This window comes from Polaribacter haliotis (assembly GCF_014784055.1).
In the GTDB taxonomy this organism is placed as follows: domain Bacteria; phylum Bacteroidota; class Bacteroidia; order Flavobacteriales; family Flavobacteriaceae; genus Polaribacter; species Polaribacter haliotis.
Genome location: NZ_CP061813.1, coordinates 1477045 through 1503008, shown reverse-complemented (window position 1 = coordinate 1503008; position 25964 = coordinate 1477045). Strand labels below are relative to the sequence as shown.

Genomic DNA, 25964 nt, shown 5'->3' with positions numbered 1-25964 from the left:
TATAATTGAAAGAAAAATTAAAAGTTATTAAAATAATCCACTTAGCACTTTGTTTAGGGGTGTTACTTGGTTACTTTATTATTGGAGATTTAAAATCTTTTGATTTTCTAAAAATACCAAGCATAAATTCTTCTTCTGTAATTTATTTACTAATCCCTTTAATAGCTTATGTTCTTAGCAATTATTTATATAAAAAAAAATTACAAAATATAAGTTCAAAAAAAAACTTAGAAGATAATATGGTTGAATATCAGAGTGCATCAATAATACGTTGGGCAATATTAGAGTATGCTGCTTTTGCTATATTAATTTTAAATAAAATTTTTTTAATATTTGGTATATTAATTATTCTGTACTTATCGTTATTACATCCAACAGAAGATAAAATTAAAAATGATATTGATAATTTTGGTTCTTAAATTTTAGTTTTTTTTGTAAAAATACTTTACAAAGTTTGCTTTTCATTCCAAATCAATATATTATTTTTGCGCATGCAACAACACAACGTACTTATATTAGATTTCGGTTCGCAATACACTCAATTAATTGCGAGAAGAGTAAGAGAATTAAACATTTACTGTGAAATTCATCCTTATAACAATCCACCAAAAAACGCTTCAGAATTTAAAGCTGTTATCTTATCTGGAAGTCCAAATTCCGTAAGAGGAGAAAACGTTTTACATCCAGATTTATCTGAGATTAGAGGAAAAAAACCAGTATTGGCTGTCTGTTATGGAGCACAATATTTGGCGCATTTTTCTGGCGGAAAAGTAGCACCTTCAAATACGAGAGAATATGGTAGAGCAAATTTATCATTTATTAAAAATGATGAGGTTTTCTTTGAAAATATTTCTGAAGGAAGTCAAGTTTGGATGAGCCATTCAGATACCATTAAAGAGTTACCTACAAATGGAGTAAGGTTAGCAAGTACAGCAGATGTAGAAAATGCTGCTTATAAAATTGAAGGAGAAGAAACCTATGCAATTCAGTTTCATCCAGAAGTGTATCATTCTTCAGATGGAAAACAATTGTTAGAAAATTTTTTAGTTAAAATTGCAGGAGTTGCACAAACTTGGACTGCAGATTCTTTCGTAGAAAGTACAGTTGCAGCAATTCAAAAACAAGTAGGAAACGATAAAGTAGTTTTAGGGCTTTCAGGAGGTGTAGATTCTACAGTAGCTGCAGTTTTATTACACAAAGCAATTGGTAAAAACTTGTATTGTATTTTCGTAAACAACGGTTTGCTTAGAAAAAATGAATTCGACAGTGTTTTAGCGCAATATGAAGGAATGGGATTAAACGTAAAAGGTGTAGATGCATCTGAACGTTTTTTAACAGCTTTGGCAGGTTTAGTAGATCCAGAAAAGAAAAGAAAGGCAATTGGAAATGCATTTATAGAAGTTTTCGACGATGAAGCCCATCAAATAAAAGACGTAACTTGGTTGGCACAAGGAACTATCTATCCAGATGTAATAGAATCTGTTTCTGTAAATGGAGGTCCATCTGCGACTATTAAAAGCCATCATAATGTAGGAGGTTTACCAGATTTCATGAAATTGAAAATCGTAGAACCTTTAAAAATGATATTTAAAGACGAAGTAAGAAGAGTAGGAGCTTCTATGGGATTAGATCCAGATTTATTAGGACGTCATCCTTTTCCTGGACCTGGTTTAGCAATTCGTATATTAAGCGATATTACTCCTGAAAAAGTTCGTATTTTGCAAGAAGTAGATGCTATATTTATCAATGGATTAAGAGAAGATGGTTTGTATGACAGTGTTTGGCAAGCAGGTGCAATGTTATTGCCTGTAAATTCTGTTGGAGTTATGGGAGATGAAAGAACTTACGAAAAAGTGGTTGCTTTAAGAGCTGTAGAAAGCACTGATGGAATGACTGCAGATTGGGTAAACTTACCTTACGAATTTTTACAAAAAACTTCAAATAAGATAATAAATCAAGTAAAAGGCGTTAATAGAGTAGTATATGATATCAGCTCAAAACCACCTGCAACTATAGAATGGGAATAGAACATATGAAACATTTAAAATTTTTTATTTTTCTGTGTATTTTAACGTTTACTGTTTCTTGCGGTCAACAAAAAAAGTACATTCAGTACAAAGTCAAAAAAGGAGAAACGATTACAGAAATTGCTAAGAAATTGGACATGTCTGCTAGAGATTTGTATCGTTTAAATCCTGATGTAGATAAGAAACCCGAAGAAAACACGGTTATTATTATTCCGAACAAAAAGATGCAAACTCTTAAAAGTGAAAATCCTAAAAAGGATGTTGCTACTGAGAAAGATAAAACAAAGGAGAACAATAATATTGAAGATGATAACTCTGTAAGCAAAGATATAATAACTGATAAAGAGCGTCAAAAAACCGAATTAATTGAAGCGTTAGAGAAGGAGTATAAAATACATGAAGTTAAAAAAGGAGATACTTTTTACAGCTTAACAAGATTCTACGATGTTTCTAGGGAAGATTTAATTGCTTTAAATCCTGAATTGTCTGAAGGATTAAAATTACAGCAGATTATAAAAATTAAAAAATTAGAAGAGGTTTTTGATGAAGAAGATTTTTTATATGTAGACGAAATTGAAGATGGAGTTTCTATAAAAGCAGCATTAATGTTGCCTTTTAGAGCAAAAGAATTAGATTCTTTAACTCGAACTCAAATTTTTGGCAATAGTAAATTGGCAAACATAGTAGCTGAGTTTTACATGGGAGTAGAAATCGCAGTAGACTCTTTAAGAAAGCAAGGTGTTAATATTCGTTTAGATGTTTACGATACAGAATCTAATAGTACAAGAATTAGAAGTATAGTTGCAGAAAAAGATTTAGATGATAACGATGTTATTATTGGCCCTTTATACTCTGAAGAAGCCCAGTTCTTAGCAGAGAAAATTAAAACACCAATAGTTTTTCCTTTTTACTCTTCAAAGCAATCTACCTTTACATCTAAAAGACTTGTAAAAACATCTCCTAATAAAAAGTTGTTTAGAGAAAAATTACTCGAACACATTACAAATAATTTTCATGATGGAAATATTATTTTAGTTGGAGATGGAGAAGCAGAATCTAATCTTAATGCAAAACAGATTCAAAATGAATTAGAAAAGCACGATTCTATTAACTCTGTAGCTGTAATTACTCCTCAAAAAGGTTACATTAAAAGAAGTAAGTTTACAGATGTTTTAAAACCAAATATGAATAATTTGGTTGTTTTAACAACAGACGATAATGTAATTGTAGCAAGTGCTATAAACAGTTTAATTAGTTTACCTGAAGATGTAACTGTTCGTGTTTTTACTTTTGATAAAGTAAGTGCTTTTAATAAAGTAGATAATTTTAAATTAGCGAAAATTGGTTTTACATATGTAAGTGACGAATTTGTTAGAGAAGATTCTTTTAAATCTATAAACTTCAACAATAAATATTTGGAGAAAAATGGCGTTTTACCATCTTATTATGCAACTAGAGGTTTCGATGTTACTTATGATGTTCTAATGCGTTTGGCATCAGGAAAAAGCTTAAAATCTACTTTCGATGAAGGATATTCTTATAGAGTAGAAAGCAAGTTCGATTATACAAACAAGTTGTTCAAAATAACAGAAAACAAAGGTTTGTTTATTGTAAAGTATAATCCTGATTTAACTTTAACGAGGATAGATTAATAATACAAGCATAAAACAAACGAGCAAGCTCTGTTATAATATTAAAATAAAAAATCCGCTGTAAAATTATTTACAGCGGATTTTTTATGTTTATGAATAAAAAGATTTAAATCTTTTTCATTTGTTGTTTCATCATTGTCATTTGTTCTTTTAACATTCCGTGTTTGTCTAATTTTTTAGCTTCTGCCATTAAATTTATTGCCTCACGTTTACGTCTTTTAGTCATAGCAATTCCTGCCAATTGTAATTTGGCCATTGCCAAATCATGATCCATTGCCAATCCTAATTTTACAGCCTTTCTTAAGAATTTTTCAGCTTGCGTAATATTTGTTTGGCTTAACATAATTCCATGTAAATAGTTAAAGTAACCTTGTTGTTTCACTGTTAAAGCTGCTTCAGGATTTTTAATATAATCTAACCATTTTTTAGTTCCTTCGAAATTTTGCTTTCTTAACTGTAAAAAAGCAAGTAAGATAAATTCATTTTTAAAATAGAATAAAACGAAAATCCCAGCTAATAATAAGATGGAAATACCATTCATTATATTTCCTTGACTAAATTGATATATAGACCAAACTGTAATTAAACCTGCTAAAATTAATTTTATATTTTTATGGAACATTTTTATTTTTTTATTAGTCTCTTCGAACGTATTCGAGAGGTTATTTTAAATTGAAAAGCAAAAGTACATTTTTTGATTATAAATACCTACAAGGTTTGTAAAACCTTACAAGAAAGAATCTACGAATTAAAGAAATTATTTTTTATAATATTTACGGTATTTAAACCAAGCTAAAATTCCTAAAATAGTAACAAAACCTACTGAGTAATATGCAGAGGATGGGGTTATAACTCGATCTCCACTTGCATAAGAATGTAACCCAGATAAATAGAAATTAACACCAAAATACGTCATCATAATAGATGCATATGCAATTATGGACCATAAATTAAAAGTATATCTACCACGTAAACCCGGAATTAAACGCATATGTAAAACAAAAGCATATACCATAATAGAAATTAATGCCCAAGTTTCTTTTGGATCCCAACCCCAATAACGACCCCAGCTTTCATTAGCCCACATGCCGCCTAAAAAGTTACCAATAGCTAACATTACTAAACCAACAGTAACTGCCATTTCATTAATAATAGTAATTTCTTTAATGTTTAAATCCATTTTCTTTTTATTCTTTTCATTGGTAAAAATCATTAAAAAGAGTGCGAAAATTCCTAAAATCATCCCTAGTGAAAGTGGACCATAACTAGCTACAATAATAGAAGTATGCACTAAAAGCCACCAAGAATTTAAAACAGGTTGTAAATTTGCAATTTCTGGGTCTAACCAGTTTTGATGTGCAAATCCAAGTGTAATTGCCACCAAAAATGCAGTTGCTGTAATGGTTAACGCAGATTTTCTTCCCATAAAAAGACCAAACAACATGGTTGCCCAAGCAACAAATATTATGGATTCATAAGCATTACTCCAAGGTGCATTTCCACTAATGTACCAACGTGAAATTAAACCTAATGTATGGAATATAAATAATGCAACCGTAATTGCGATTAATACTTTAACAATAGTATTAATCCATTTTTTAGAATTAAAAATTTGCCAAATCACAAATACAATTAGAAATAAACTAACAAAACCATAATAGGTTGCCAATTTTTGAAAAGGTTGCACTTTATTATAACCAATCTCTAAACCTATTTTACTTTCTGAAGGATAAATGTCTGCCCCAAATTTTTTCTGAAACTTTTTAATTCCGTCTAAAATCTTATTAGCTTCAGTATAATCGTTTGTTTGCTTCGCTTGTTGTAAAAACTGGATGTAAACAGGTAAAGATTGTCGAACAAAAACAGAATCGGTTCCTTTAAAATTTGCTTGAGAGCTTTCTGGTCTGGAAACCCATTTGTTATTATCGTCATTTGGAATTGGATAAATTTTTAAAATTCCACCACCAATAGCGCTATATAATAAACCAATTCTTCTATCAATTTTTATAAGATCTTTTTCAAATTTATTTTTTACCTTTTTCTTTTGAGCTTCTGCAATTTTTTCTCGAATTTTATATTCACCAGTATTTGGTACAATAAAGTCAGACAAACTTGCATATTCAGCATCTTTATCTACCCTAATAAACTCTCTAATTTCTGTATTTCCTTTTTCTAAATAAATTACAGGAACTTCGTACCATAAATATGGATTTTCGATAATAGATAATAAAACCTGACTAGGATCCATATCTTTAAATTTACTTGTTTGGCTTACTTTTCTAACCAATTCCGATGCAAAAGTATGTGCAGGTTTCATTCTACCACCAGCATCTTGTATAACTAATTTATTAAAACTTTCTGCATGTTTTGCATCTACCAAGTTAGCTTTTAAAATAGAATCTATTTGCTGGGTAGATAATTTATTTGTTTTATGGTCGTCATGTTGAGAAAATCCAGAAATACTCAATAAAACTGCCGCGAAAATCGATAAAGTTAACTTCTTCTTTCTAATTTTTGTAAGTCCTTTTTTCAAATCGTCGAAACGCGTATTTTTCGCAAAAAGAATACAAATTAATCCTGTATATAATAAAGAATACCCTAAGTAAGTAACAAAAGTTCCTAAGAAATCGTGGTTTACAGAAAGGTGTGTTTCTTCTTTACCATCAGACAAATCGTAACTTGCTTGAAAGAATTTAAAACCTTTATGGTCTAAAATATGATTCATAAAAATACGGTAATCGAAAGTTTCTTCTGTATCGATAACTGTAACTTCGCTTGCATAAGCAGCAGCACTTTCGGAACCTGGATATTTTTCTAGTTGAAAATCATTTAATTTTATACTAAAAGGAGTTTCTAATATTTTAGAACCATACAACATTCTAAAATTTAAACCACCAACTGCAAGTTCTTTGGAACCATCCGAATTAAATTTACCTCCTGTAAGCTCTACTCTTTTCGTTTCGCTATTTGCAGTAACATCAACAATAATTAAATCTTGTTTTTTATCATCTTTTGGCCCACTTACGGTTTTCATAATTCCTTTTTCTGCAGGTCTTGGAATTACAAACTGTAAATCCTCAATATTATGTAATGTTAGGTATTGGAAGTCTTGCACAGAATCTTTTACAATATTTCCTCGTTTTTGATCTGCCATTCTAAACCAATCTCCATTTGCTTTAGAACTCATTCTTAAAACACCATCTTCTTTGGTAAAATGGATAGATGCATTTTTTTCTTCAGCTTCAAAGCTTACTAAAATACCATGAATATTTTGTATAGTTCCTTTTTTAATCCAATGTTCGTGACGTGTTCCTTCTGAAGATTCTACAAAAAATAAATGATCTTCTCCATTTTCGTCTTCTACTAATTTTTTCTCTGCCCAAGGAATATAATCTACAAGTTCGAAAGAGAAATCAATGTTGTTCTCTTTAGACTTAAAAGAATCTGAATACGACCATGAATTACTTCCCCAAGCAGAAAGCATTATTGGTTCGTTAATTTCTGGTTTTTGTAAATTACCATCATCTACAATGGCATTTAAATAGGTGGTTTCGGATAAGAATTTATTGGTGGTTTGCCCTTCTTCAATTAACATAATTCCTTCATAACCAATATAGCGTGTAATTCCAGCACCAATTAAAATTAATAAAAAAGAAGCGTGAAACATTAAAACAGCCCATTTTTCTTTTCTATACAAACGATATCTAAAAATATTTCCAAAGAAGTTTATTACGAAGAAAACCATAATTAACTCGAACCACCAAGCATTGTAAATAAGTGCTTTAGAAGTTTGTGTGCCAAAGTCGTTTTCGATAAATGTGGCAATTCCCATTGCTGTCGCAAATAAGATAAATAAAACTGCCATTAAACGAGTAGAGTATAGGAAATTGAATATATTTTTCATCCTTATGAAATGCTTTTTAAAAGAGTTACAAATTTAAGCATAAAAGCACAAATAAGAGGTTTGTATGCGCTATATTTATTGAATATAAATTGTTAAAAATCGAAATAAATTCATGTCTAAAACACATATAATACCATTAAATATAAAAGAAGAAGTCGAATTTGCGTTGCAACATTATCCGCAGTTAAAAAATATTCATATAGAATTTAAGTTTAAAAAAAACATTAAAAAGTCTACAATGCAGGCAAGGCCTACTTTCGATAGTTTTTTTAAAACGAAAAAGAATCGAAAATTCTTAATTTTAATTAGCGAAAAATTTAAGATTTCTGGTAGAGAATTTTCTACAATAGATATTCCTAAAGATATTTTTATTGGTTGGATTGGGCATGAATTAGGGCATATTATGGATTATCAGCATCGAAATAAATTGAATTTAATTTGGTTTGGAATTAAATATTTGTTGTCCGATAATCATATAATCGAAGCAGAAAGAGCTGCAGATAGTTTTGCAGTAAATCATAATATGGAGGAGTATATTTTAAAAACAAAAGATTTTATTTTGAATAATGCAGATATTCCTGAAGCTTATAAAAATAGAATTAAAAGATATTATTTGTCTCCAGAAGAAATTATGGTTTTGATTAAAGAAAGAGACGAATTAGCAACACAGTAATGAGAAAATTAGCAATTGTAGGTTTTGGTCCAAGAGGTTTACATTCATTAGAATGCTTGTGTATAAAGTTATCGAAAGAACAAAAAGATAAATATGTAACCATTACTATTTTCGAAAATGAAGAAGATTTAGGAGCTGGAAAAGTGTGGAATGTAAATCAGCCAAATGTAAATTGGATAAATATTTCTGAAAGAGCACTAAAAGATTTGTCTGGTAGAGAAAAGATAAAATTTAGTGATTTTGAAATACCTGCATTTCCTTCTTATAAAAAATGGTTACCTAAAAAAGATAAAAATTTATCGAAAACAATTCCAGATAAATTTCCGCCAAGAAATAAAGTAGGTTGTTATTTAATAGAGCGAGCAAATTCAATTATTTCAGTTTTAAAAGCACACGATAAAATTAAAATTTTAAAAGCAGTTATTGTAAATGTCGATTTTAAGTCTGATAAATTTAATTTAACATCTTTAGACAAAGAGATATTTATTTTCGATGAGGTTTTATTAACCATTGGACATCAGACAACAAAGTTTGATAAAGATGTGGAAACTTATGAGGTACAATCTTTAAACAGAAAACACACTTCTTTCTCTCAAGTATATCCTTTAAAAAAGATTATTAATTCCGATAAAATTACTTCAGAAACAAACATAGCAATTAGAGGTTTAGGTTTAAGTATGATTGATGCAGTAAGAGCTTTAACCATAGAAAAAAGTGGGCGCTTTAAAATCCTAAATAAAAAAACTTTTGAATCTGAATTTATTTCCTCCAGTAATGTTGCTCATAAAATTATTCCATATTCATTAAATGGTTTGCCAATGGCACCAAAACCAATTCATGCAAAAATGGATGAGATTTTTAAACCTTCTAAAAAACAGTTAAAATTTTTTAAGAAAAGTATTAAAGGGGTTGCTAACGGAAAAAAGGAGACCAATGGGAATTCTTTTTTAATGGAAGTTATTGCAGAAATTGGAAGTGAAGTTTATTTAAATTTAGAAAATAGGATTTCTTTAAATATTGATAAAAAAGGACTAAAAAAAATAATTATCATTTTGCTAGAAGATGATTCTTATAAACACGATTTAATTGAAGACTCTAGCCAAGATACTGCTACTATTCTTGCCTCTTTTGTTGAAATGGCTATTGGAAAAAGACAAATTTCTTTAGATTACTGTGTGGGACAAGTTGTGCGTCATTGCCAACCTATTTTGTATAAGACTTTTTCTCATGCTAAAGTTACTGAAGAGATTATAAGCGAAGTTATAAAATTAGATGAACAATTAAAACGATATTCGTATGGGCCACCAATTGAGAGTATGCAACAGTTACTAGCATTACATAGAGCTGAAATTATTGATTTCTCTTTTGCTGCGAATCCAAAAATTGAACATAAAGAAAATGGATGGAAATTTTCTAAAAACGGAAAAGAAATTACTGTAAATACAATTATAAATAGTGTTTTAAGTGCGCCAGAAATATTAGATGTTACTGCTCCAATTATTCGAAATTTATTAAAAAATGATATTATAAAACCAATTCATACGAAACTTGGAGTGCATACAAATAAAAACGGAATTATTATAAATGCAGATAAAAAAGAGATTCCTTTAGCAGTTTTAGGAAGATTGGCAAAAGGAAGTGTTATTGGAGTAGATGCTATTTTAGAATGTTTTGGGCCAAGAATTAAAGATTGGGCAAAAGGATGTGTAAGCAGATTATAAGAAAAATTTAAGGTTGTTTTTCACTTAAATATTTCCAATAACGTTTTGGTACATGTCTAATATGCAATTTCATGTTTTTACGTTCTGTAATATTGGTGCTTTTAAAATAGTTTTGCCATAATTTCTGAAATTCAAATTCTTCATCTGCAAAAAAGTTGGTATCGGTTTTTGAGAAATCAAAATTCTTTGGAAATTCCATTTGCATCATTTCTAATGTTTCTAAATCGTAGAATAAACCATAGTTTCTTTTAATATCATAAATAACCCATTTTTGGTCTGCATATCTGCTTTTAAAATGTTTTGAAATTAGTGGTAATACATTAAAATCAGGTTCAATATTTGCAAAATAAATGTTGTCTTTTGTAAGTTTAAACCTTACAAAAGCTTCCATTCTATGTTTTTCTCTGCTTACGTTTTTTGCTATTTGAGAAGTTTTTAAAACACTGGGTTGTGTAAAATCTGTATCAACTTTTTTTGTGTTGTTAAAAATATATTGAATGTAATCTAACAAGATATTTTCTACCCCTAATTGTTCACTTAAAAAAGCATAATATATTTTTGTGGAAGAAATAGTGGAAGCTTTTTGTTTTAAACCTTTCCAAACTCTGTCCGCTTTTTTTGTGTCTGTAGCAATAGTTTCATTTTCTGAAAACAATCCATTTTGTACAACAAATTCATTTTGAATAATAACATCTGTTAATTTGTATTCGAAAATGTAAAAGACACAACTTAAAAAACCTTCAAAAGAACCATCATAAATTAACGTTTTGCCTGTCATTTAAGAAAATAAATTTAATTGAGTACTTAATAATTTATCGTATTTACTATTTGAATTCTTCAAAATAGTTGCTTTTAATTTTTCTGCGGTTAAATCTCTTCTTTCAAACAAATTACTATCGCAAACTAAAAAGTATTGTGCTCTGTTAAATGCGATTCCTATTTTTTTTAAATGATCCCAATTTAATCTTCTAAATCTTCTTGCCATTAAAATTTTAGCGACAGATTTCATACCAACTCCTGGTATTCTTGCCAACATTCTTTTATCGGCTTTATTTACATCTACAGGAAATTCGTGCAAGTTTCTTAATGCCCAACTCAATTTTGGGTCGATATCTAAATCTAAATTTTGATGATTTAAGTTTACAATTTCATTGGTTTGAAAACCATAAAAACGCGTTAACCAATCAGATTGATACAATCTGTTTTCACGTAACATTGGTACTTCTGTACCAATTTTTGGTAATCTATCATCTAAACTAATAGGAACGTAACCAGAATAATAAACTCTTTTTAAATTATAGTTTTTATAATAATGCTCTGCAGTTTTTAAAATTTGGAAATCGTTTTCTCCACTTGCACCTACAATCATTTGTGTACTTTGCCCTGCTGGAGCATATTTTGGTGTGCTTTTAATAATTTTCTTTTCAGATTTATATTGAATGATTTCATTTTTTACCTTTTCCATTGGTTTTATAAAATCTTCAAAATTTTTGTCTGGCGCTAATAATTTTAAACCAGATTTTGTTGGTATTTCTATATTTACACTTAATCTATCTGCATACAAACCTGCTTCTCTCATTAATTCATCTGAAGCGCCAGGAATAGATTTTAAATGAATGTATCCATTAAAATTTTCTTCCAGCCTTAATTTTTTTGCTACAGCAACTAGACGTTCCATAGTATAATCTGCACTTTTAAAAATACCTGAACTCAAAAATAAGCCTTCAATATAATTTCTTCTGTAAAAATTAATGGTTAAATCTACTACTTCTTGTACTTTAAAAGCGGCTCTTTTTACATCGTTACTTTTTCTGGTAACGCAATAGGCACAATCGAAAATACAATGATTTGTCAATAATATTTTAAGTAAAGAAACACACCTTCCATCCTCTGTATACGAATGGCAAATTCCCATTCCTGTTGCGTCTCCTAAACCTTTGTTTGTGTTTGCTCTTTTACTTCCGCTGGAAGAACAAGAAACGTCGTATTTAGCAGCGTCTGCAAGAATTTTAAGCTTTTCTAAAGTCCTTTCGAAAGACATAAATTATTGAAATATTGAGTTTTATATTAGGGAATTTTCCGAAGAAAAAAGTAGTGTAAGTTACGAAATAATTAAGGTAATTTTAGACTGAAAAAGAACATTTAACATAATTAAAAAACAACTATTTTTAAATTTAAAATAGCTGTTTTTTAGGGTTTGAGTGAGTGCGTTAGGGATTGAAGCAGTTGTTTGAGCTCTTTTTTCTTTTTCAGAAAAAAAGCGAGTGCGTAAAGCCCGTTAAAACGCCCAAATAAATATATTTAAAATAAAATTAATTATTCACGAATTCTTCCCACTCTGCAAATTTTTCTTCTTTCATAACGCGTTCCATTTTTACTTGTCCACCTTTTTTCTTGTTTTTATCACTCCAATCGTGGAATTTGTCTGTGGAAATTAATTGAACTTTTACTCCTTTTAATGCTTTGCTTCTAGCAACTTTGTAATTTTTATTGGCATCTTTTAGAAAATTATCCAATGCAGTTGCAACTTCTTCTTCGTCTTTCTTTAAATCGGTTCCTAAATACCAAGAATGATAAAATTCGCCATCTTCGAAACGTTTTGCACAAATGGTATATTCTGGAATTAAAGTATCGAATTTTTCCTCTAAACTTTTAATGGCATCGTCCATTTTATTGACAGATAACTGTGAACCAACTGTATTTAAAAAGAATTTAGTTCTTCCAGTAATTTTAATTTCGGCTTTTTCTACATCTGTAAATTCAATTGTATCGCCAATTAAATAACGCCAAGCACCAGAAACTGTGCTAATAATTAAAATATAATCTTTATTTTTTTCTACCTCATTTATAGTAAAAACAGGTGCATCTTGGTGAATGGAACCGTCTGCATTTATATAATCTGGATTCATTGGAACGAATTCGAAATAAATTCCGTTTTCGGTATTCAATTGCATGGCATCTGTTTCTGGCCTAACTTGTGTGGCAATGTATCCTTCAGAAGCCAAATATGTATCTATAACTGTAACTGGTTTTCCTAAAAGCGCGTTGAAACTTTTTTCATACGGTCCGAAAGCAACGCCTCCAGAAGTATAAACTTGTAGATTTGGCCAAATTTCGTGTATATTCTCTAAATTATGGTGCTCAATAACTTTTTGCATCATTAATTCTATCCATGCAGGAATTCCACTTAATGCACCAATATCCCAACTTTTAGCATTTTCTGCAATGTGTTGCACGCGTTCGTCCCAATCTTCAATTTTTGCAATATCTTCACCTGGTTTATAATATCCTTTAAACCAAAAAGGGATATTACTTGCGCTAATTCCACTAATTTCTCCTTCTAGATGATCATCTTTTTCTTCTAAATCTGTAGAACTACCCAACATCATAATATCTTTTTCGAAAAAATCTGCTGGTAAATCGAAATTACTTAATGCTGTAACTTGTTTAATTCCAGAGCTTTTTATGGCGTCAATCATTTCGTCTGTTACAGGGATTTTTTTACTGCTTTTCCCTGTTGTTCCTGAGCTTAAAGCAAAATAAGACGGATTTCCTGGCCATGTAACATTTTCTTCTCCTTTATGTAATTTGTGCCACCATTCTTTATCGATACTATTATAATCGAAATAAGGAACATTTTTAGAAAATGTTTTTTCTATTGTATCGGATTCTAATATTTCTTCAAACTTATATTGTTTTCCAAACTGAGTGTTCTTTGCTTTTTCTAATAAATTTTTAAGTACTTTTTCTTGATTTTCTGTATGGTTTACTTCCGAAGTAAAAACTCCTTTTAAATCGATTAATCCTTTTATAACGTTTCCTAAAATAGCCATTGAATTTAATTTTACACAAAGATGAATTATTTAGGATGTAAAAATGAACTCATTAGAAATAAAAATTAATTCAATTCGATATTATTATTATTCGGGTTTGTAATTATATGAGTCAATTTTAAGATGGATTGCAATAAAAGAACTCTCTAACTTTTTGTTATTTTGATAAAAATAAAAACTAAACTATTATGGAAAATGCAAAAAACGAGTTAGAATTAATAAAAAAATATGAAGAAAAAGGATATACTGAAAGCTATAGGGTGGTAGATTCTAAATTGATAGCCAACAATGAAAAGACAAAATACATACCAAAAGATGTGAAAATTGTTGCTGAACATAGATTTGAGGGGATGAGCAATCCTTCTGATATGTCGATTTTATATGTATTAGAAACCAAAGACACAAAAGGAACTTTAGTAGCTGCTTATGGTGCAACTGCAGATTTAGAAACAGCAGAATTTTTTAAGGAAATTCCTGATGAGAACATTTCTAAGGATGAGAATGTTTTTATGTAGGATTGGAATTTTTTGTTAACAAGTTAGTGTGAGATTGGTAGTAGATTTTAAGTACTATTTTTTTATAAGGAATTACAATGCTTTTTTTCTAATAAATGAAATTTCTTCATAAGTATTAGATATAGCAAAGATTTCGTAACCATAATTATTTAAAATATTTATTAGTTCTATAGATTTTTCTTTACCATTTTTAAAGAACCTTTCATGTAGTTCAATAGCCATTTGGTTAATCTCAATTCCAGTTTTCAAAATATTTTCAATCACATCGTATTCAGAACCTTCTATGTCCATTTTTAGAACATCTATTTTGTCATGTTCAAGAATTTTCAAAATTTCATCAAACGATTTCATTTCTACCTCTACCACACAATCTTCAGAAACATTATTTTGTAAAATTAAGCTTCCAGATACATGTTGGTTATTTTTTGGTAGATGAAAATTAACTTTCCCTGTTTTAACTGAAATACCAAATTTAAATAAATGAAAATTTTCTGGTAAGGTTTGTTTCGAACACCAATCTATAGATTTTGGGGTTGGGTCAAATCCATAGACATTGCAATTATGATTGTCAATTAATGCTTTGTCAAAAGATATGTCTTCTCCAATTCCAAACGAATATACAATAGAGTTTTTATTTAGTAAGTTTGGATTTAAATTAAAACCACCATACTGATTTCCATACCACTTAGTTTTACATTTTAAACCAATTTTTAAATGCTTAAATTTAATTGAATTATAAAAATACCCTTTTAGTTTCTTATATATTTTTCTAATTAATATATTCATTTACAAAATTTCTTTAAATGTATTATTACTATATTAAAGTGAAATGTTTCATTTTTTTCTATAAAAAGTTAGCAAATTTATTAGAAAATAAATTTTTAAAACCCAACTACTCAATAACACTGTCAATTAAAATAGTTAGCATATCAATAGCAGCTTGTGCAATTTTTGTTCCTGGGCCAAAAACACCAACAGCACCAGCATCAAATAAAAATTGATAATCTTGTGCAGGAATTACGCCACCAACAATTACCATAATATCTTCACGTCCGTATTTTTTTAATTCTGCAATAACTTGTGGCACCAATGTTTTGTGTCCTGCAGCCAAAGAAGAAATTCCTAAAATATGAACATCATTTTCTACAGCTTGTTTTGTTGCTTCAATTGGAGTTTGAAAAAGTGGGCCAATATCTACATCGAAACCTAAATCTGCATAACCAGTTGCCACAACTTTTGCGCCTCTGTCATGACCATCTTGCCCTAATTTGGCAATCATAATTCTTGGTCGTCTTCCTTCTAATTCTGCAAATTTATCTGCTAAATCTTTTGCTTTTTTAAAGAGTTTATCTTCTTTTATTTCTTTACTATACACACCAGAAATTGTTTTATGAACTGCTTTGTGTCTTCCGAAAACTGTTTCTAAAGCATCGGAAATTTCTCCTAAAGTAGCTCTGTTTCTTGCTGCATTTACAGCTAAATCCAATAAATTTTCTTCTCCAGTTTTTGCGGCTTTTGTTAAAGCTTCTAAAGCTGTATTTACAGTTGTTGTATTTCTCTTTGCTTTTAATTTTTCTAATCTGTCTATCTGAGATTTTCGAACTGCTTCATTATCAACATCTAAAATATGTAAAGGATCTTCTTTTTCTAATTGATATTTATTTACACCAACAATTACATCTTGTCCGCTATCAATTTTTGCTTGTTTTTTTGCAGCGGCTTCCTCAATTCTCATTTTCGGAATTCCTTTTTCGATTGCTTTAGTCATGCCACCTAATTCTGCAACTTCCTCCATTAATTCCCAAGCTTTATTGGCAATTTTTTCTGTTAATTCCTCTACATAATAACTTCCAGCCCAGGGATCTACAGTTTTTGTAATATGCGTTTCTTCTTGTAAATAAATTTGTGTATTTCTTGCAATTCTTGCCGAAAAATCTGTTGGCAAAGCAATTGCTTCATCTAATGCGTTTGTATGTAAACTTTGTGTTCCGCCAAAAACTGCAGCCATTGCTTCAATTGTTGTTCTGGCAACATTGTTAAATGGGTCTTGTTCTGTTAGGCTCCAACCACTTGTTTGGCAATGTGTTCTTAATGCTAAAGATTTTTGGTTTTTTGGGTTGAATTGTTTCACAATTTTTGCCCACAACATTCTTGCTGCTCTTAATTTTGCTATTTCTGTAAAATGATCCATTCCAATTGCCCAAAAAAATGATAATCTTGGTGCAAATGAATCGATGTCCATTCCTGCGTCAATTCCTTTTTTAATATACTCTAAACCATCTGCAAGTGTATATGCTAATTCAATTTCTGCAGTGGCACCAGCTTCTTGCATATGATATCCAGAAATAGAAATAGAATTAAATTTCGGCATTTTATTACTGGTGTATTTAAAAATATCCGCAATAATTTTCATAGATGGAGCAGGAGGATAGATGTACGTATTTCGTACCATAAACTCCTTTAAAATATCATTTTGAATGGTTCCAGAAAGTTGTTCTACAGAAACTCCTTGTTCTTCTGCAGCAACAATATAAAAAGCTAAAATGGGTAAAACTGCACCATTCATTGTCATAGAAACAGACATTTTATTCAATGGAATTTGGTCGAATAAAACCTTCATGTCTTCAACTGAGTCTATTGCGACTCCAGCCTTACCAACATCTCCTTGCACACGTTCGTGGTCGGAATCGTAACCTCTGTGAGTTGCCAAATCAAAAGCAACAGATAATCCTTTTTGTCCAGCTTCTAGGTTTCTTCTATAAAAAGCATTGCTTTCTTCAGCTGTAGAAAAACCTGCATATTGTCTAATTGTCCAAGGTCTTCTTACATACATTGTTGAGTATGGTCCACGTAAATTTGGGGCAATTCCTGCTACAAAATCTTCGTGATTAAAAGATTTTAAAGGTTTAGAAACTCCTTTTTTAAGTGTAATATGTTCTACTGATTTTCTACTCATCTTCAAGCTTCATTAAGCTGTATAATTTTACACCAATTGCTTTGGATAATTTTTCTTTTGATTTAATTTTTCTCTGACAATAATAATAGAATATAACTCCAGATATTATTGTTATAGATATTCCTATTAATATAAAATTTAAAGATCCTTTAAAATAGATATACAATTTATCTTCAAAAAGAAATATGATTAAGAACATTATAAAAACAAATCCAGCTAAATAGATGGGTATTGTTTTTTTTATCTTTTTGATTTCTTTTTTTAATTGAACCTGTTTTTTTTGATGTTTTAAAATTTCTTCTTTTTCTTTCATTTTCATTAATATTTAATGAGTACTACTTTCGTTTTTCAATCTTTGTTTTTCATGATTTTCCGAAAGTCGTTTTCTAATTAATGGGGGAATTAATGTTTTAATTTTTCTTTGTTTTAGGAAAGGGTCTATTTCTAAATATTCTTTCATAAAATCTTGTTTGTTGGCGTGCAAATTTGTTCCTAATAAAATCAGTTCATTTTTAGCAAACTGTGCTTCTTCTTTTAAAGCACTTTCTTTTGTTTTTTTCTGAATAATACCTTCTTTTAACTGTTTTACTAAACCACCACCTTTTTCTATTTGTTTAAAAATAGCTAAAGCTTTCTCTGCCATTTGCTCAGTTAAAGATTCTATATAATAAGTTCCGTTTGCAAAATTTTGAGCGTTTAGAAACCCACTTTCTTCTTGTAAAATTAATAATTGATTTCTTCCAATTCGTTCTCCAAATTCATTTTGCTTTGCATATATAGTATTATAAGAAATGTTGGAAATTGTGTTTGCGCCACCTAAAATTGCACTCATACTTTCGGATGTTGTTCGCAACATATTTACATTGTAATCGTACAGTGTTTTATTTCGAAAAGATGGCTGAACAAATAAATGAGTTTCCTCTTTTTCTTCGATATTATATTCTTTTAAAAGAGAAGACCAAAGTAAGCGAAATGCTCTCAATTTTGCTATTTCATGAAAATAATTTCCACCGACAGAAAATTGGAAATGAATTTTAGAAGCTATTGAAGCACCAAAATGATTTAAATATTCGTTTGCATGCGCCAAAGTGTAAGCTAATTGCTGGGTGTTATTAGCGCCAGCATTTTGGTATAAATCTCCAAAAATGGAAATGCTGTTTTCTGTAGTATTTACAATGCTTTCTAGCTTTTTGTAATCTTCTTTTAAGTTAACGAACCAATTACCAGTTTCTGCAAAGTTTCCAATAATATCTGTTTGAAAAAAACAAGTGTTACTGTTTATAAATTCGAATATTTCTTTAATGAAAAAATCATCTAAAAAACTGAATTTAAAATAAACTACAATTTCTTTAAGTTGTATGTCTTTCAATAAAACTTTAAAATCGAATTTAGAATTCGCCACAAATTGAAGGGCAGTTGCTCCTCTATTTAATGAATCTACTGCAAAAGTGTTTGCTGTTATTTCATCATCAATAAAAATAGTTTGGCAAGTTTTAAAGCTGTTTTTCGGTAAGTTAATTTTTAAATTATTTCTATCTTCTTTTGTGTAAAATGGTTTTACGGTTAGACCATCATTTGTTTTCCAAAGTAATGTTTCATTATAATCTGCACCTTTTAAGTCTACTTGAATTTTTTGTTTCCAAGCGGCAGGTGAAGTTCCATTAAAATCATCAAATAGAAATTTGCTCATTATTTTTTTATGGTATCGAATTCAATAATATAAATGTCTTCATTTTCTTTTTTCATTAGATACTTTTCTCTTGCAAAACGTTCTAATTGTAAAGAATCTTCTAGCTTTTTTATGGTTACTCTGTCTTCTTTTATTTTCGTTTTATAAAAAGAAATTGTATTTTCTAAATCGTTTATTTCTTTATTGAATTTACGATGGACTAAATATGAATTGTCATCAAAAAAAAGCATCCATATTACAAATGGAATTAAAATTAAAACAAAAATATTTGTTAGAATTTTTACGGCTTTATTTTCTTTTAAATTCTTTAAAGTCATTTTATTATAAGCGTTCGTTTATCACTGTTCTAACGATGTCTATTGCAACAGTATTGTATTTGTCATTTGGTATTATTAGGTCTGCAAAGTTTTTTGTAGGCTCTATAAATTGCTGATGCATAGGTTTTAATGTTGTTTGATATCGATTTAAAACTTCGTCTAAATCTCTTCCTCTTTCAGAAATATCTCTTTTTAACCTTCGAATTAATCGTTCGTCTGTTTCTGCATGAACAAAAATTTTAATATCGAATAAATCTCTTAATTCTTTATTATTTAAAATAAGAATACCTTCGACAATAACCACTTTTCTTGGGTGTGTTTTTACAACATCTTTGGTTCTATTGTGAGTTACAAAAGAATACACTGGTTGGTTTATTGTTTTGCCAAGCCTTAATGCTTTTAGATGTTTTATAATTAATTCGAAATCAATGGCTCTTGGATGGTCGAAATTTATTTTTGCACGCTCTTCATATGCCATGTCGTCTGTGGCATTATAATAAGAGTCTTGTGAAATTACACAAACTTCGTCTGTAGGTAATTGTTTTATAATTTGATTTACAACAGTGGTTTTTCCACTTCCTGTTCCACCAGCAATTCCAATAATAAGCATATAAAATATTAATTAATGTACTAAAATAGTAAAGATTTTATAAATTAAGGAAATTATTAATTTTAATGTCCTTCGCTTTTAAATCGAACATTAAATTATAGAGCCCGAAAAAAGTTCTATTCATGTAAATAAAATGCTTGGAGCCTCTGCTACCATTCATAGATCTTAATTCTGCACTTTTAGAATAACGCTCGCCAAATTCAGATATTTTATTGAAAAATACTTCGTCGGAAAAATCAAAAGTTTCTACGTGAAAAGGTTGTGTAAAAATTGATAGCATTTCATGAAACATTGCTCTAAAAAATTCCAATTCTTCTTTGCTATCATCTTTCAATAAGATTTCTAATTCGTACATTTTCTCATCAAATAATGCATCATTAGCAAGCGTTTCTTTGTTTGCTAAAACAAAATATGGATTGTAAAAATCTAAAGGAATAGTTTTCATGCAACCAAAATCTAAAGCGACTAATTTATCATCTTCAGAAATTAAAAAATTCCCTGGATGAGGATCTGCATGTACTTTTTTTAAATTATGAATTTGAAACATATAAAAATCCCATAAAGCTTGTCCAAGTAAATTTGCTTTTTGTTGATTTGTGTTGGTATTTGTAAATTCTGATAAATGGATTCCTTGCATCCAATCCATTGTAATTATCTGTTTAGAGGATAATTCTTTATAATAATTAGGAAAAGATAAATTTGGAATGTCTTTACAAGCATCTACAATTTCTTGGCTTTGTTCTACTTCTAAAACGTAGTCTGTTTCTTCTAATAATTTATTTTGAACCTCTAAAAAATACTCATCAGACATTTTTCCTTTCATGTTAAACATTCTAATAACAAAAGGTTTTAGTAATGCTAAATCAGATTTTATACTGTCTGAAACTCCTGGATATTGAATTTTAACTGCTAATTTTTTACCATCTTTTTCTGCTTTATGAACTTGCCCAATACTAGCTGCATTGTATGCTTTTAAATCAAAAAAATCGTAAATATCACTGGGGAATTTTCCAAAACTCTTTTTAAATGTTTTTGTAACTAACGCTTCAGATAGTGGTGGAACAGAAAACTGCGCCAAAGAAAATTTTTCTACATAAGCTCTTGGTAAAATACTTTTTTCCATGCTTAACATTTGCGCAACTTTTAGCGGACTTCCTTTTAAGTCTTTTAAGCTATCGTAAATATCTTCTGCATTCGATTTGTTTAGTTTTTCTCTTGCGTCTTCTTCGGATTCAGTTATTTTATTTCCGTAATATTTTAAATAATTTACACCAACTTTTGCACCTGTTGTAACTAATTTAGAAGCTCTTTGTAATTTAGAAATAGGTATTTTACTTGCTTTTTTCATAGAATTTTATTCTTTTTGAAACTTCTCTTTGTAGATAAATTTCCCTAAATCCAAAGCGTTTTTCAGAAAATTATTTTCTAAAAGCTCAAAACTTGTATTGATAGATTTTTCAATTAAAATATCGGTTTTTTCAAAAGATTCAGAAGTGTCATCTAACCAAAATTTAATGGTTAAAAAAAGTTGAATCCAGGCAGATTCCCCTACAAACTTTCTCTGTGCTTTTTCTAGACCATCAATAGGTAAGATGCTTTCAGAAATTTCTAAATGATTAACAAATTGAATAAATTCCTTTTTTAAATCAGAAAATGTACTGAATGATTTTATCTTGTTTTTACAACCTTTTAAAACAATAACAATGTATTCTCTGTTTAAATTTAGGTTCTCAAAAAAAGTAAAGTATAAACTTAAAAGTTGATTTTTTTTATCGAAAGAAACAAATTCTTCACTTTCATTTAATACTTCTAAAGAATTATTAAAAAGTTCTTTAAAAACTGTTTTTTCAACCTTTTTTAAAGACTTAAAATGTTTGTGAAAAGAAGTTGTTTCAATCTTTACAGTTTCACAGAAATCTTCAACATCTAAAGGTTTATTTTGATGTTCTACAACGAAATCCATGTACAAAGTAAGGATGTCTAATTTAGAAACTTTTTTCTTTTTTGCCATGTAACAAAAATACGAAACGTTTTATGGTTAAAAGAATAAGAAATGATATAAAAACAAAAAACCAAGTTAAAAATTAACTTGGTTTTAAAAAAAAAATATCAGGGAACTTTTAAGCAAAAACTTTACTTAATTTTTTCTTTCCATCTATTAATTGAGCTTTTACTGTCTCTAACGTATCAAAAATTAAATTTTGTTGATTCGCCATTAACTTTACGCCACCTTTTAAAGCTTTGTCTGTTACTTTTTGCCAGTTTTCCGCAATTGTAATTGTTTCTAAAACTACTTCTTCAGTTGTGTTTAAAGCATAATCATTTGCTTTTTTTGCAGAACTTTTTGCATTAACAATTGCGTTGTTTAATTTTTCGGTAACTTTTATATTTTTAGTTTTCATTTGTATGAATTTTTAAAGTTGATAAAATTATTTCTTCTCCCAGTTTTTAACTGCTTCCATATCTCCTTTTAAAGCCAATTTTGCTTGTGCTTTCCAACCAGATAAATCATAAATTTTTGCATTTATTCCTGCATCAGTTAATAATTGATTCATGTTTTTAAGCGTCATTTTTGCAATTTGATCATAGGCAGTTACACCTAAATCATTTAAAGAAGTTTCTAAAACGGGTCCAATTCCTTTAATTACTTTTAAATCGTCTTTTACATCCGTTTTTACAACCACTACTTTTTCTACTTCAACTTCTACTTTTTTAGTAACCGCTTTTTTCTTTGGAGCCGTTTTTTTAGGAGTAGTTTTTTTAGCTGGAGCTTTTTTAGATTTTGTACCTGTAGCTTTATTTACTTTTCCTTTTACGTCATCTATAACGTCTTCTGTATAATCTTCTATTTTTTCTTTAACATCTTCAATTGTTTCTGTGATGTTCTTTTTTAATTTAGAAGACATTTTTTCTGCTTTCTTAACTAATTTATTGTTAGAAACTTCTTTTTCGATTTTGTCTTTCATTTCTTCAGCTTTTTCAACTAAAGGATGTTCAGACACCATTTTCTTTGCATTTTCTAACATTTTTGGGTCGTAACCAACCAATGTTTTTAAACGCTCTGTTCCGTTTTCTAACTGACCTTTAATAGATTCTGCAGTTTCTACAACCATATTAATTTGTTGCTTTGTTAATGGTTCTGCTTTCTTTACTAATTTAGCCGTTAATTTTTGCCATTTTTCTCCTGTCTTAACAGTAGTTTCAATTGCGTTAAAAGAAGCATCAATTAAATCGTTATTTATTTTCTTAACGATTGCTTTTGCTTTTCCTAATTTGTTATCTTTTTTAGATTTCTTTGTTGCCATAATATATGTTTTTGTGCGTTGTTTATTAATTTATACTGCAAATATAATTTCTGTTAGTTGCAGATGAGTTGCATTTTAGTTTTTGCTGAAAAAATCTACAGTTTTGTTTATTTTTTTCCAAACCAAACTTTTTACATTTTCAGCTTTATTGAAGAAATTTTCTTGTTGCTTCTCTGTAAAACTTAAAGTGCTTTTTATTTTCTTTGCTGTAAATTTTTGTAAATCTTCAGTTGTATTTATTGTTTTCAAAACAACTTTTTCTGTAGATTCTAAAGCGAAATCATTTAACTTTAAGGTATGCTCTTTTATATTTATTGTTGAAATAGTTTTCATCTTTTTTTTAGTTTTATTTACTAATTATGATGCAAACATAAAAAATGGAGGTTGCAAATGAGTTGCAGATTAAGTAAGAGGTTGTATTTTAGGTAATTGCTTCTATTTCTTGTAGTAGTTTTTTTGTTTCAGGAAGTGGAGAAATTCCATATTCTTCTTCTAAAATAACCTCACATTTCATATAGGTTTTTATCGCTTGTGGTCTATTTCCTTTAACAATATAAGCCTTCATTTGTATTCTGTAAGCTTCTTCCCAAGCAGCATCAATTGCTAATGCATTTTGCGCCAAACGAATACTTTCTATAGGTTTTTCTTCCAATAAAATTTCTGCTAAAGTAATATAGGCTCCTAAAATAAGTAACTGAGATCTTTCTCTTTCTTCGGAAGTCCAATCTTCGTAAATTCTGTTTGGTAAATAAGAACCTTTGTATAAATTTATAGCATTTTGATATGCTTTTTTAGCAACTTCATTATCAACTTCAAAAGCCTGGTTTCCTAAAATGATGTATTTTTCTAATGCTTCAACATCAATCCAAAGTTTTTCCAAATCAATTTGATAACTAACACCTTGCCTTGTAATGTAAATCGCTTCAGTTCTGGAAGGTCTGTTGGGTTCCAAAACCTTATTAATTCCATGTAATGCGACTTTAAAATCTCTATCGTTCCAATCTTCCCAAAGATGATCCATTATTTTTTCTTTGTGAAGCGCGTTTCTTTTTCGGTATGAAATTAAATATTGTAAAAGTTGAATGGTTTTATCTCTTCCCCATTCTTTAGCATCTATTTTTTCTTGATTTCTCCATAAATTAAAACCACCTAAAGTTTGAATGCGAATTGTTGCATTCTCTTGAAAGGTTTCTAATTCTCGTAATTGTTGAAGTAAATCTGACATATAAATAACTACTTCTTTTTGTTCAATTTGTCAATTTTCGAAGTCAGTTTTTTCATTTCTGATGATAAATTTTGAATCTGATTTTGAATTTTATTAAAGTCAGATCTTGATGCATTTCTCCATTCATTTATATGAACTTTCTCGCCAATTTCTTCACCAAAAGAACTTATTTTTCCCTGGATTTCATCTTGTAAATTCGTCAGCTGTTTTTTAGGATCCTTTAAAGTGTCTTTAATTAATTGCGGACCTACATTTTTAATGGTTTTCCACATAGAAAGACTTTTATCTAAAATAGTTTCTTGCTTTTCGGAACTTTCATGTTTTGTAGCTTCTTCCGTTAATTCTGCCAATTTTTGTTGCATAAAAGAAAGTGCATCATTAAAGTCCGTAAAACGTTGTTCTTCTCCATCTTGAATATGAGAGATTTTTCCACGCCATTGCACAGAAGATTCTCCTTTTTCTTCAAAAATTTGCTGATTAAAACGCACCATAAAAGAGGCAGTTTGTTCTTGTTTTTTTGTCATAGTCTCAATTTTATCCTGGTTCTTTTTCAGAGCCAACTTCATATCTTAATAATCCTTTAAAAGCATCATTTACAGTATTTCCTTCGTACAAAACTTTATAAATTTCTTGAGAAATAGGCATGTCAACATTATAATCTTTTGCTAATTCTACCACAACTTTTGCAGTTTTTACACCTTCTGCAACTTCATTCATTTCATTAATAATTTGCTCTAAACTTTTTCCTCTTCCTAATTGAAAACCAACATGATGATTTCTACTTTTAGAACTCGAACAAGTTGCCACTAAATCTCCCATTCCTGCTAAACCTGCAAAGGTTCTTTGTTTTCCACCCATTGCAATTCCTAATCTTGTCAATTCCGATAAACCTCTGGTAATAATTGCGGCTCTTGTGTTGTCTCCTGCATTTGCGCCATCTCCCATTCCTGTTGCAATGGCAATAATATTTTTTAAAGCTCCACCTAATTCACAACCAATAACATCTGTATTTGTGTACACACGAAAAAGACCAGAACTAAAAACGCTTTGTAATCTGGTTGCAATCAATTTATCTACCATTGCAATAACAGCAGCAGCAGCGTTTCCAAAATGAATTTCTTTCGCCAAATTTGGCCCCGTTAAAACTCCTGCAGGATGTCCAGGCATTATTTCGTTAACAATTTCTGTCATTCGCATTTTTGTGCTAATCTCTAAACCTTTTGCTAAATTTACAATGGGAACCCAAGGTCGAATATGAGGTTTTGCTTCTTCTAATACTTTTCTAAAACTTTGTGCAGGAACACCCATAACAATAACATCTGCTTCTTCTACAGTTTCTTTTATGGAAGAAGATGCTCTTAAGGAAGATGTTAGTTTTGCATTTGGCAAATATTTCTCATTTGTATGATGCTCATTAATCTCGTTAACTGTTTCTTGGTTTCTTGCCCAAAGAATTGTTTCAGCATTTTTTGCTGTTAAAGAAGCAACAGTTGTTCCCCAAGATCCACCACCTAATAATCCTACTTTTAGTTTCAT

Annotated in this window: 25 protein-coding genes; 6 read left to right on the top strand and 19 right to left on the bottom strand. The window is 29.4% G+C overall.

Going from position 1 to position 25964, the window contains the following annotated elements:
- Nucleotides 1-5 precede the first annotated feature (5 nt).
- The 3 genes from H9I45_RS06295 to H9I45_RS06285 all read left to right on the top strand — a co-directional run bounded on the left by H9I45_RS06295 (nt 6) and on the right by H9I45_RS06285 (nt 3679).
- Nucleotides 6-419, top strand: a complete 414-nt coding sequence (locus tag H9I45_RS06295; RefSeq protein WP_088353229.1) for an MFS transporter — start codon at nt 6-8, stop codon at nt 417-419.
- A gap of 72 nt (nt 420-491) precedes the next feature.
- A complete protein-coding gene (guaA, locus tag H9I45_RS06290) occupies nt 492-2027 on the top strand; it encodes a glutamine-hydrolyzing GMP synthase (protein WP_088353228.1) in 1536 nt (511 codons plus the stop codon).
- Between the two features lie 5 nt (nt 2028-2032).
- Nucleotides 2033-3679: a LysM peptidoglycan-binding domain-containing protein gene (locus tag H9I45_RS06285; RefSeq protein ID WP_228455069.1), complete on the top strand. Its 1647-nt coding sequence runs from the start codon at nt 2033-2035 to the stop codon at nt 3677-3679.
- A 106-nt stretch (nt 3680-3785) separates the two neighbouring features.
- On the opposite strand, the gene H9I45_RS06280 is transcribed toward H9I45_RS06285, so the two are convergent.
- Complete coding sequence (locus H9I45_RS06280) at nt 3786-4301, bottom strand: hypothetical protein (RefSeq protein WP_088353226.1); 516 nt, start codon at nt 4299-4301, stop codon at nt 3786-3788.
- 135 nt (nt 4302-4436) lie between these two features.
- Nucleotides 4437-7583 carry a cytochrome c biogenesis protein CcsA gene (locus tag H9I45_RS06275; RefSeq protein ID WP_088353225.1) on the bottom strand — a complete coding sequence of 1049 codons (3147 nt, stop codon included), beginning with the start codon at nt 7581-7583 and terminating at the stop codon, nt 4437-4439.
- Between the two features lie 112 nt (nt 7584-7695).
- Between H9I45_RS06275 and H9I45_RS06270 the strand changes: the two genes are divergently transcribed.
- Together H9I45_RS06270 and H9I45_RS06265 are read left to right on the top strand one after the other, a co-directional pair.
- Nucleotides 7696-8256 carry a hypothetical protein gene (locus H9I45_RS06270; protein WP_088353224.1) on the top strand — a complete coding sequence of 187 codons (561 nt, stop codon included), beginning with the start codon at nt 7696-7698 and terminating at the stop codon, nt 8254-8256.
- Complete coding sequence (locus tag H9I45_RS06265; protein WP_088353223.1) at nt 8256-9977, top strand: FAD/NAD(P)-binding protein; 1722 nt, start codon at nt 8256-8258, stop codon at nt 9975-9977. Before H9I45_RS06270 ends, H9I45_RS06265 begins: the two co-directional genes overlap by 1 nt.
- Before the next feature lie 7 nt (nt 9978-9984).
- Here H9I45_RS06265 and H9I45_RS06260 read toward each other — a convergent pair whose 3' ends face one another.
- From H9I45_RS06260 to H9I45_RS06250, 3 genes are all read right to left on the bottom strand, one after another.
- Nucleotides 9985-10755 (bottom strand): TIGR03915 family putative DNA repair protein, encoded by a 771-nt coding sequence (locus H9I45_RS06260; protein WP_088353222.1) that lies wholly within the window; start codon nt 10753-10755, stop codon nt 9985-9987.
- Nucleotides 10756-12018 (bottom strand): putative DNA modification/repair radical SAM protein, encoded by a 1263-nt coding sequence (locus tag H9I45_RS06255; protein ID WP_088353221.1) that lies wholly within the window; start codon nt 12016-12018, stop codon nt 10756-10758.
- Nucleotides 12019-12289: 271 nt separating this feature from the next.
- Entirely contained in the window at nt 12290-13810 is a 1521-nt protein-coding gene (locus tag H9I45_RS06250) for a GH3 family acyl-acid amido synthetase (protein ID WP_088353220.1), read from the bottom strand.
- A 188-nt stretch (nt 13811-13998) separates the two neighbouring features.
- On the opposite strand from H9I45_RS06250, the gene H9I45_RS06245 reads away from it, so the two are divergent.
- On the top strand, nt 13999-14325 hold the full coding sequence (locus H9I45_RS06245; RefSeq protein ID WP_088353219.1) for a hypothetical protein: 327 nt from the start codon (nt 13999-14001) through the stop codon (nt 14323-14325).
- A 72-nt stretch (nt 14326-14397) separates the two neighbouring features.
- Here H9I45_RS06245 and H9I45_RS06240 read toward each other — a convergent pair whose 3' ends face one another.
- The 14 genes from H9I45_RS06240 to H9I45_RS06175 all read right to left on the bottom strand — a co-directional run bounded on the left by H9I45_RS06240 (nt 14398) and on the right by H9I45_RS06175 (nt 25964).
- Nucleotides 14398-15111 carry an FkbM family methyltransferase gene (locus tag H9I45_RS06240; protein ID WP_088353218.1) on the bottom strand — a complete coding sequence of 238 codons (714 nt, stop codon included), beginning with the start codon at nt 15109-15111 and terminating at the stop codon, nt 14398-14400.
- A 106-nt stretch (nt 15112-15217) separates the two neighbouring features.
- Nucleotides 15218-17281, bottom strand: a complete 2064-nt coding sequence (scpA, locus tag H9I45_RS06235) for a methylmalonyl-CoA mutase (RefSeq protein WP_088353217.1) — start codon at nt 17279-17281, stop codon at nt 15218-15220.
- The gene (locus H9I45_RS06230) at nt 17274-17594 is read right to left on the bottom strand and encodes a hypothetical protein (protein ID WP_140422731.1); all 321 of its coding nucleotides are present in this window, start codon (nt 17592-17594) and stop codon (nt 17274-17276) included. The genes scpA and H9I45_RS06230 overlap by 8 nt, the downstream gene beginning before the upstream one ends.
- Nucleotides 17595-17606: 12 nt before the next feature.
- Entirely contained in the window at nt 17607-18971 is a 1365-nt protein-coding gene (locus H9I45_RS06225) for a methylmalonyl-CoA mutase subunit beta (RefSeq protein ID WP_088353215.1), read from the bottom strand.
- On the bottom strand, nt 18971-19288 hold the full coding sequence (locus tag H9I45_RS06220; RefSeq protein ID WP_088353214.1) for an FtsB family cell division protein: 318 nt from the start codon (nt 19286-19288) through the stop codon (nt 18971-18973). The genes H9I45_RS06225 and H9I45_RS06220 overlap by 1 nt, the downstream gene beginning before the upstream one ends.
- Before the next feature lie 4 nt (nt 19289-19292).
- On the bottom strand, nt 19293-19898 hold the full coding sequence (gene udk, locus H9I45_RS06215) for a uridine kinase (protein WP_088353213.1): 606 nt from the start codon (nt 19896-19898) through the stop codon (nt 19293-19295).
- A 37-nt stretch (nt 19899-19935) separates the two neighbouring features.
- Entirely contained in the window at nt 19936-21246 is a 1311-nt protein-coding gene (locus tag H9I45_RS06210; RefSeq protein ID WP_088353212.1) for an ABC1 kinase family protein, read from the bottom strand.
- A 6-nt stretch (nt 21247-21252) separates the two neighbouring features.
- Nucleotides 21253-21909: a TetR family transcriptional regulator C-terminal domain-containing protein gene (locus tag H9I45_RS06205; protein ID WP_088353211.1), complete on the bottom strand. Its 657-nt coding sequence runs from the start codon at nt 21907-21909 to the stop codon at nt 21253-21255.
- A gap of 109 nt (nt 21910-22018) precedes the next feature.
- Nucleotides 22019-22300: a hypothetical protein gene (locus tag H9I45_RS06200; protein ID WP_088353210.1), complete on the bottom strand. Its 282-nt coding sequence runs from the start codon at nt 22298-22300 to the stop codon at nt 22019-22021.
- 27 nt (nt 22301-22327) lie between these two features.
- On the bottom strand, nt 22328-23203 hold the full coding sequence (locus H9I45_RS06195) for a helix-hairpin-helix domain-containing protein (protein ID WP_088353209.1): 876 nt from the start codon (nt 23201-23203) through the stop codon (nt 22328-22330).
- Nucleotides 23204-23278: 75 nt separating this feature from the next.
- Nucleotides 23279-23536 carry a hypothetical protein gene (locus tag H9I45_RS06190; RefSeq protein ID WP_088353208.1) on the bottom strand — a complete coding sequence of 86 codons (258 nt, stop codon included), beginning with the start codon at nt 23534-23536 and terminating at the stop codon, nt 23279-23281.
- Between the two features lie 88 nt (nt 23537-23624).
- Entirely contained in the window at nt 23625-24428 is an 804-nt protein-coding gene (locus H9I45_RS06185) for a bacterial transcriptional activator domain-containing protein (protein ID WP_088353207.1), read from the bottom strand.
- Nucleotides 24429-24436: 8 nt separating this feature from the next.
- Nucleotides 24437-24952, bottom strand: a complete 516-nt coding sequence (locus H9I45_RS06180; RefSeq protein WP_088353206.1) for a hypothetical protein — start codon at nt 24950-24952, stop codon at nt 24437-24439.
- Between the two features lie 10 nt (nt 24953-24962).
- The gene (locus H9I45_RS06175; RefSeq protein ID WP_088353205.1) at nt 24963-25964 is read right to left on the bottom strand and encodes an NAD(P)H-dependent glycerol-3-phosphate dehydrogenase; all 1002 of its coding nucleotides are present in this window, start codon (nt 25962-25964) and stop codon (nt 24963-24965) included.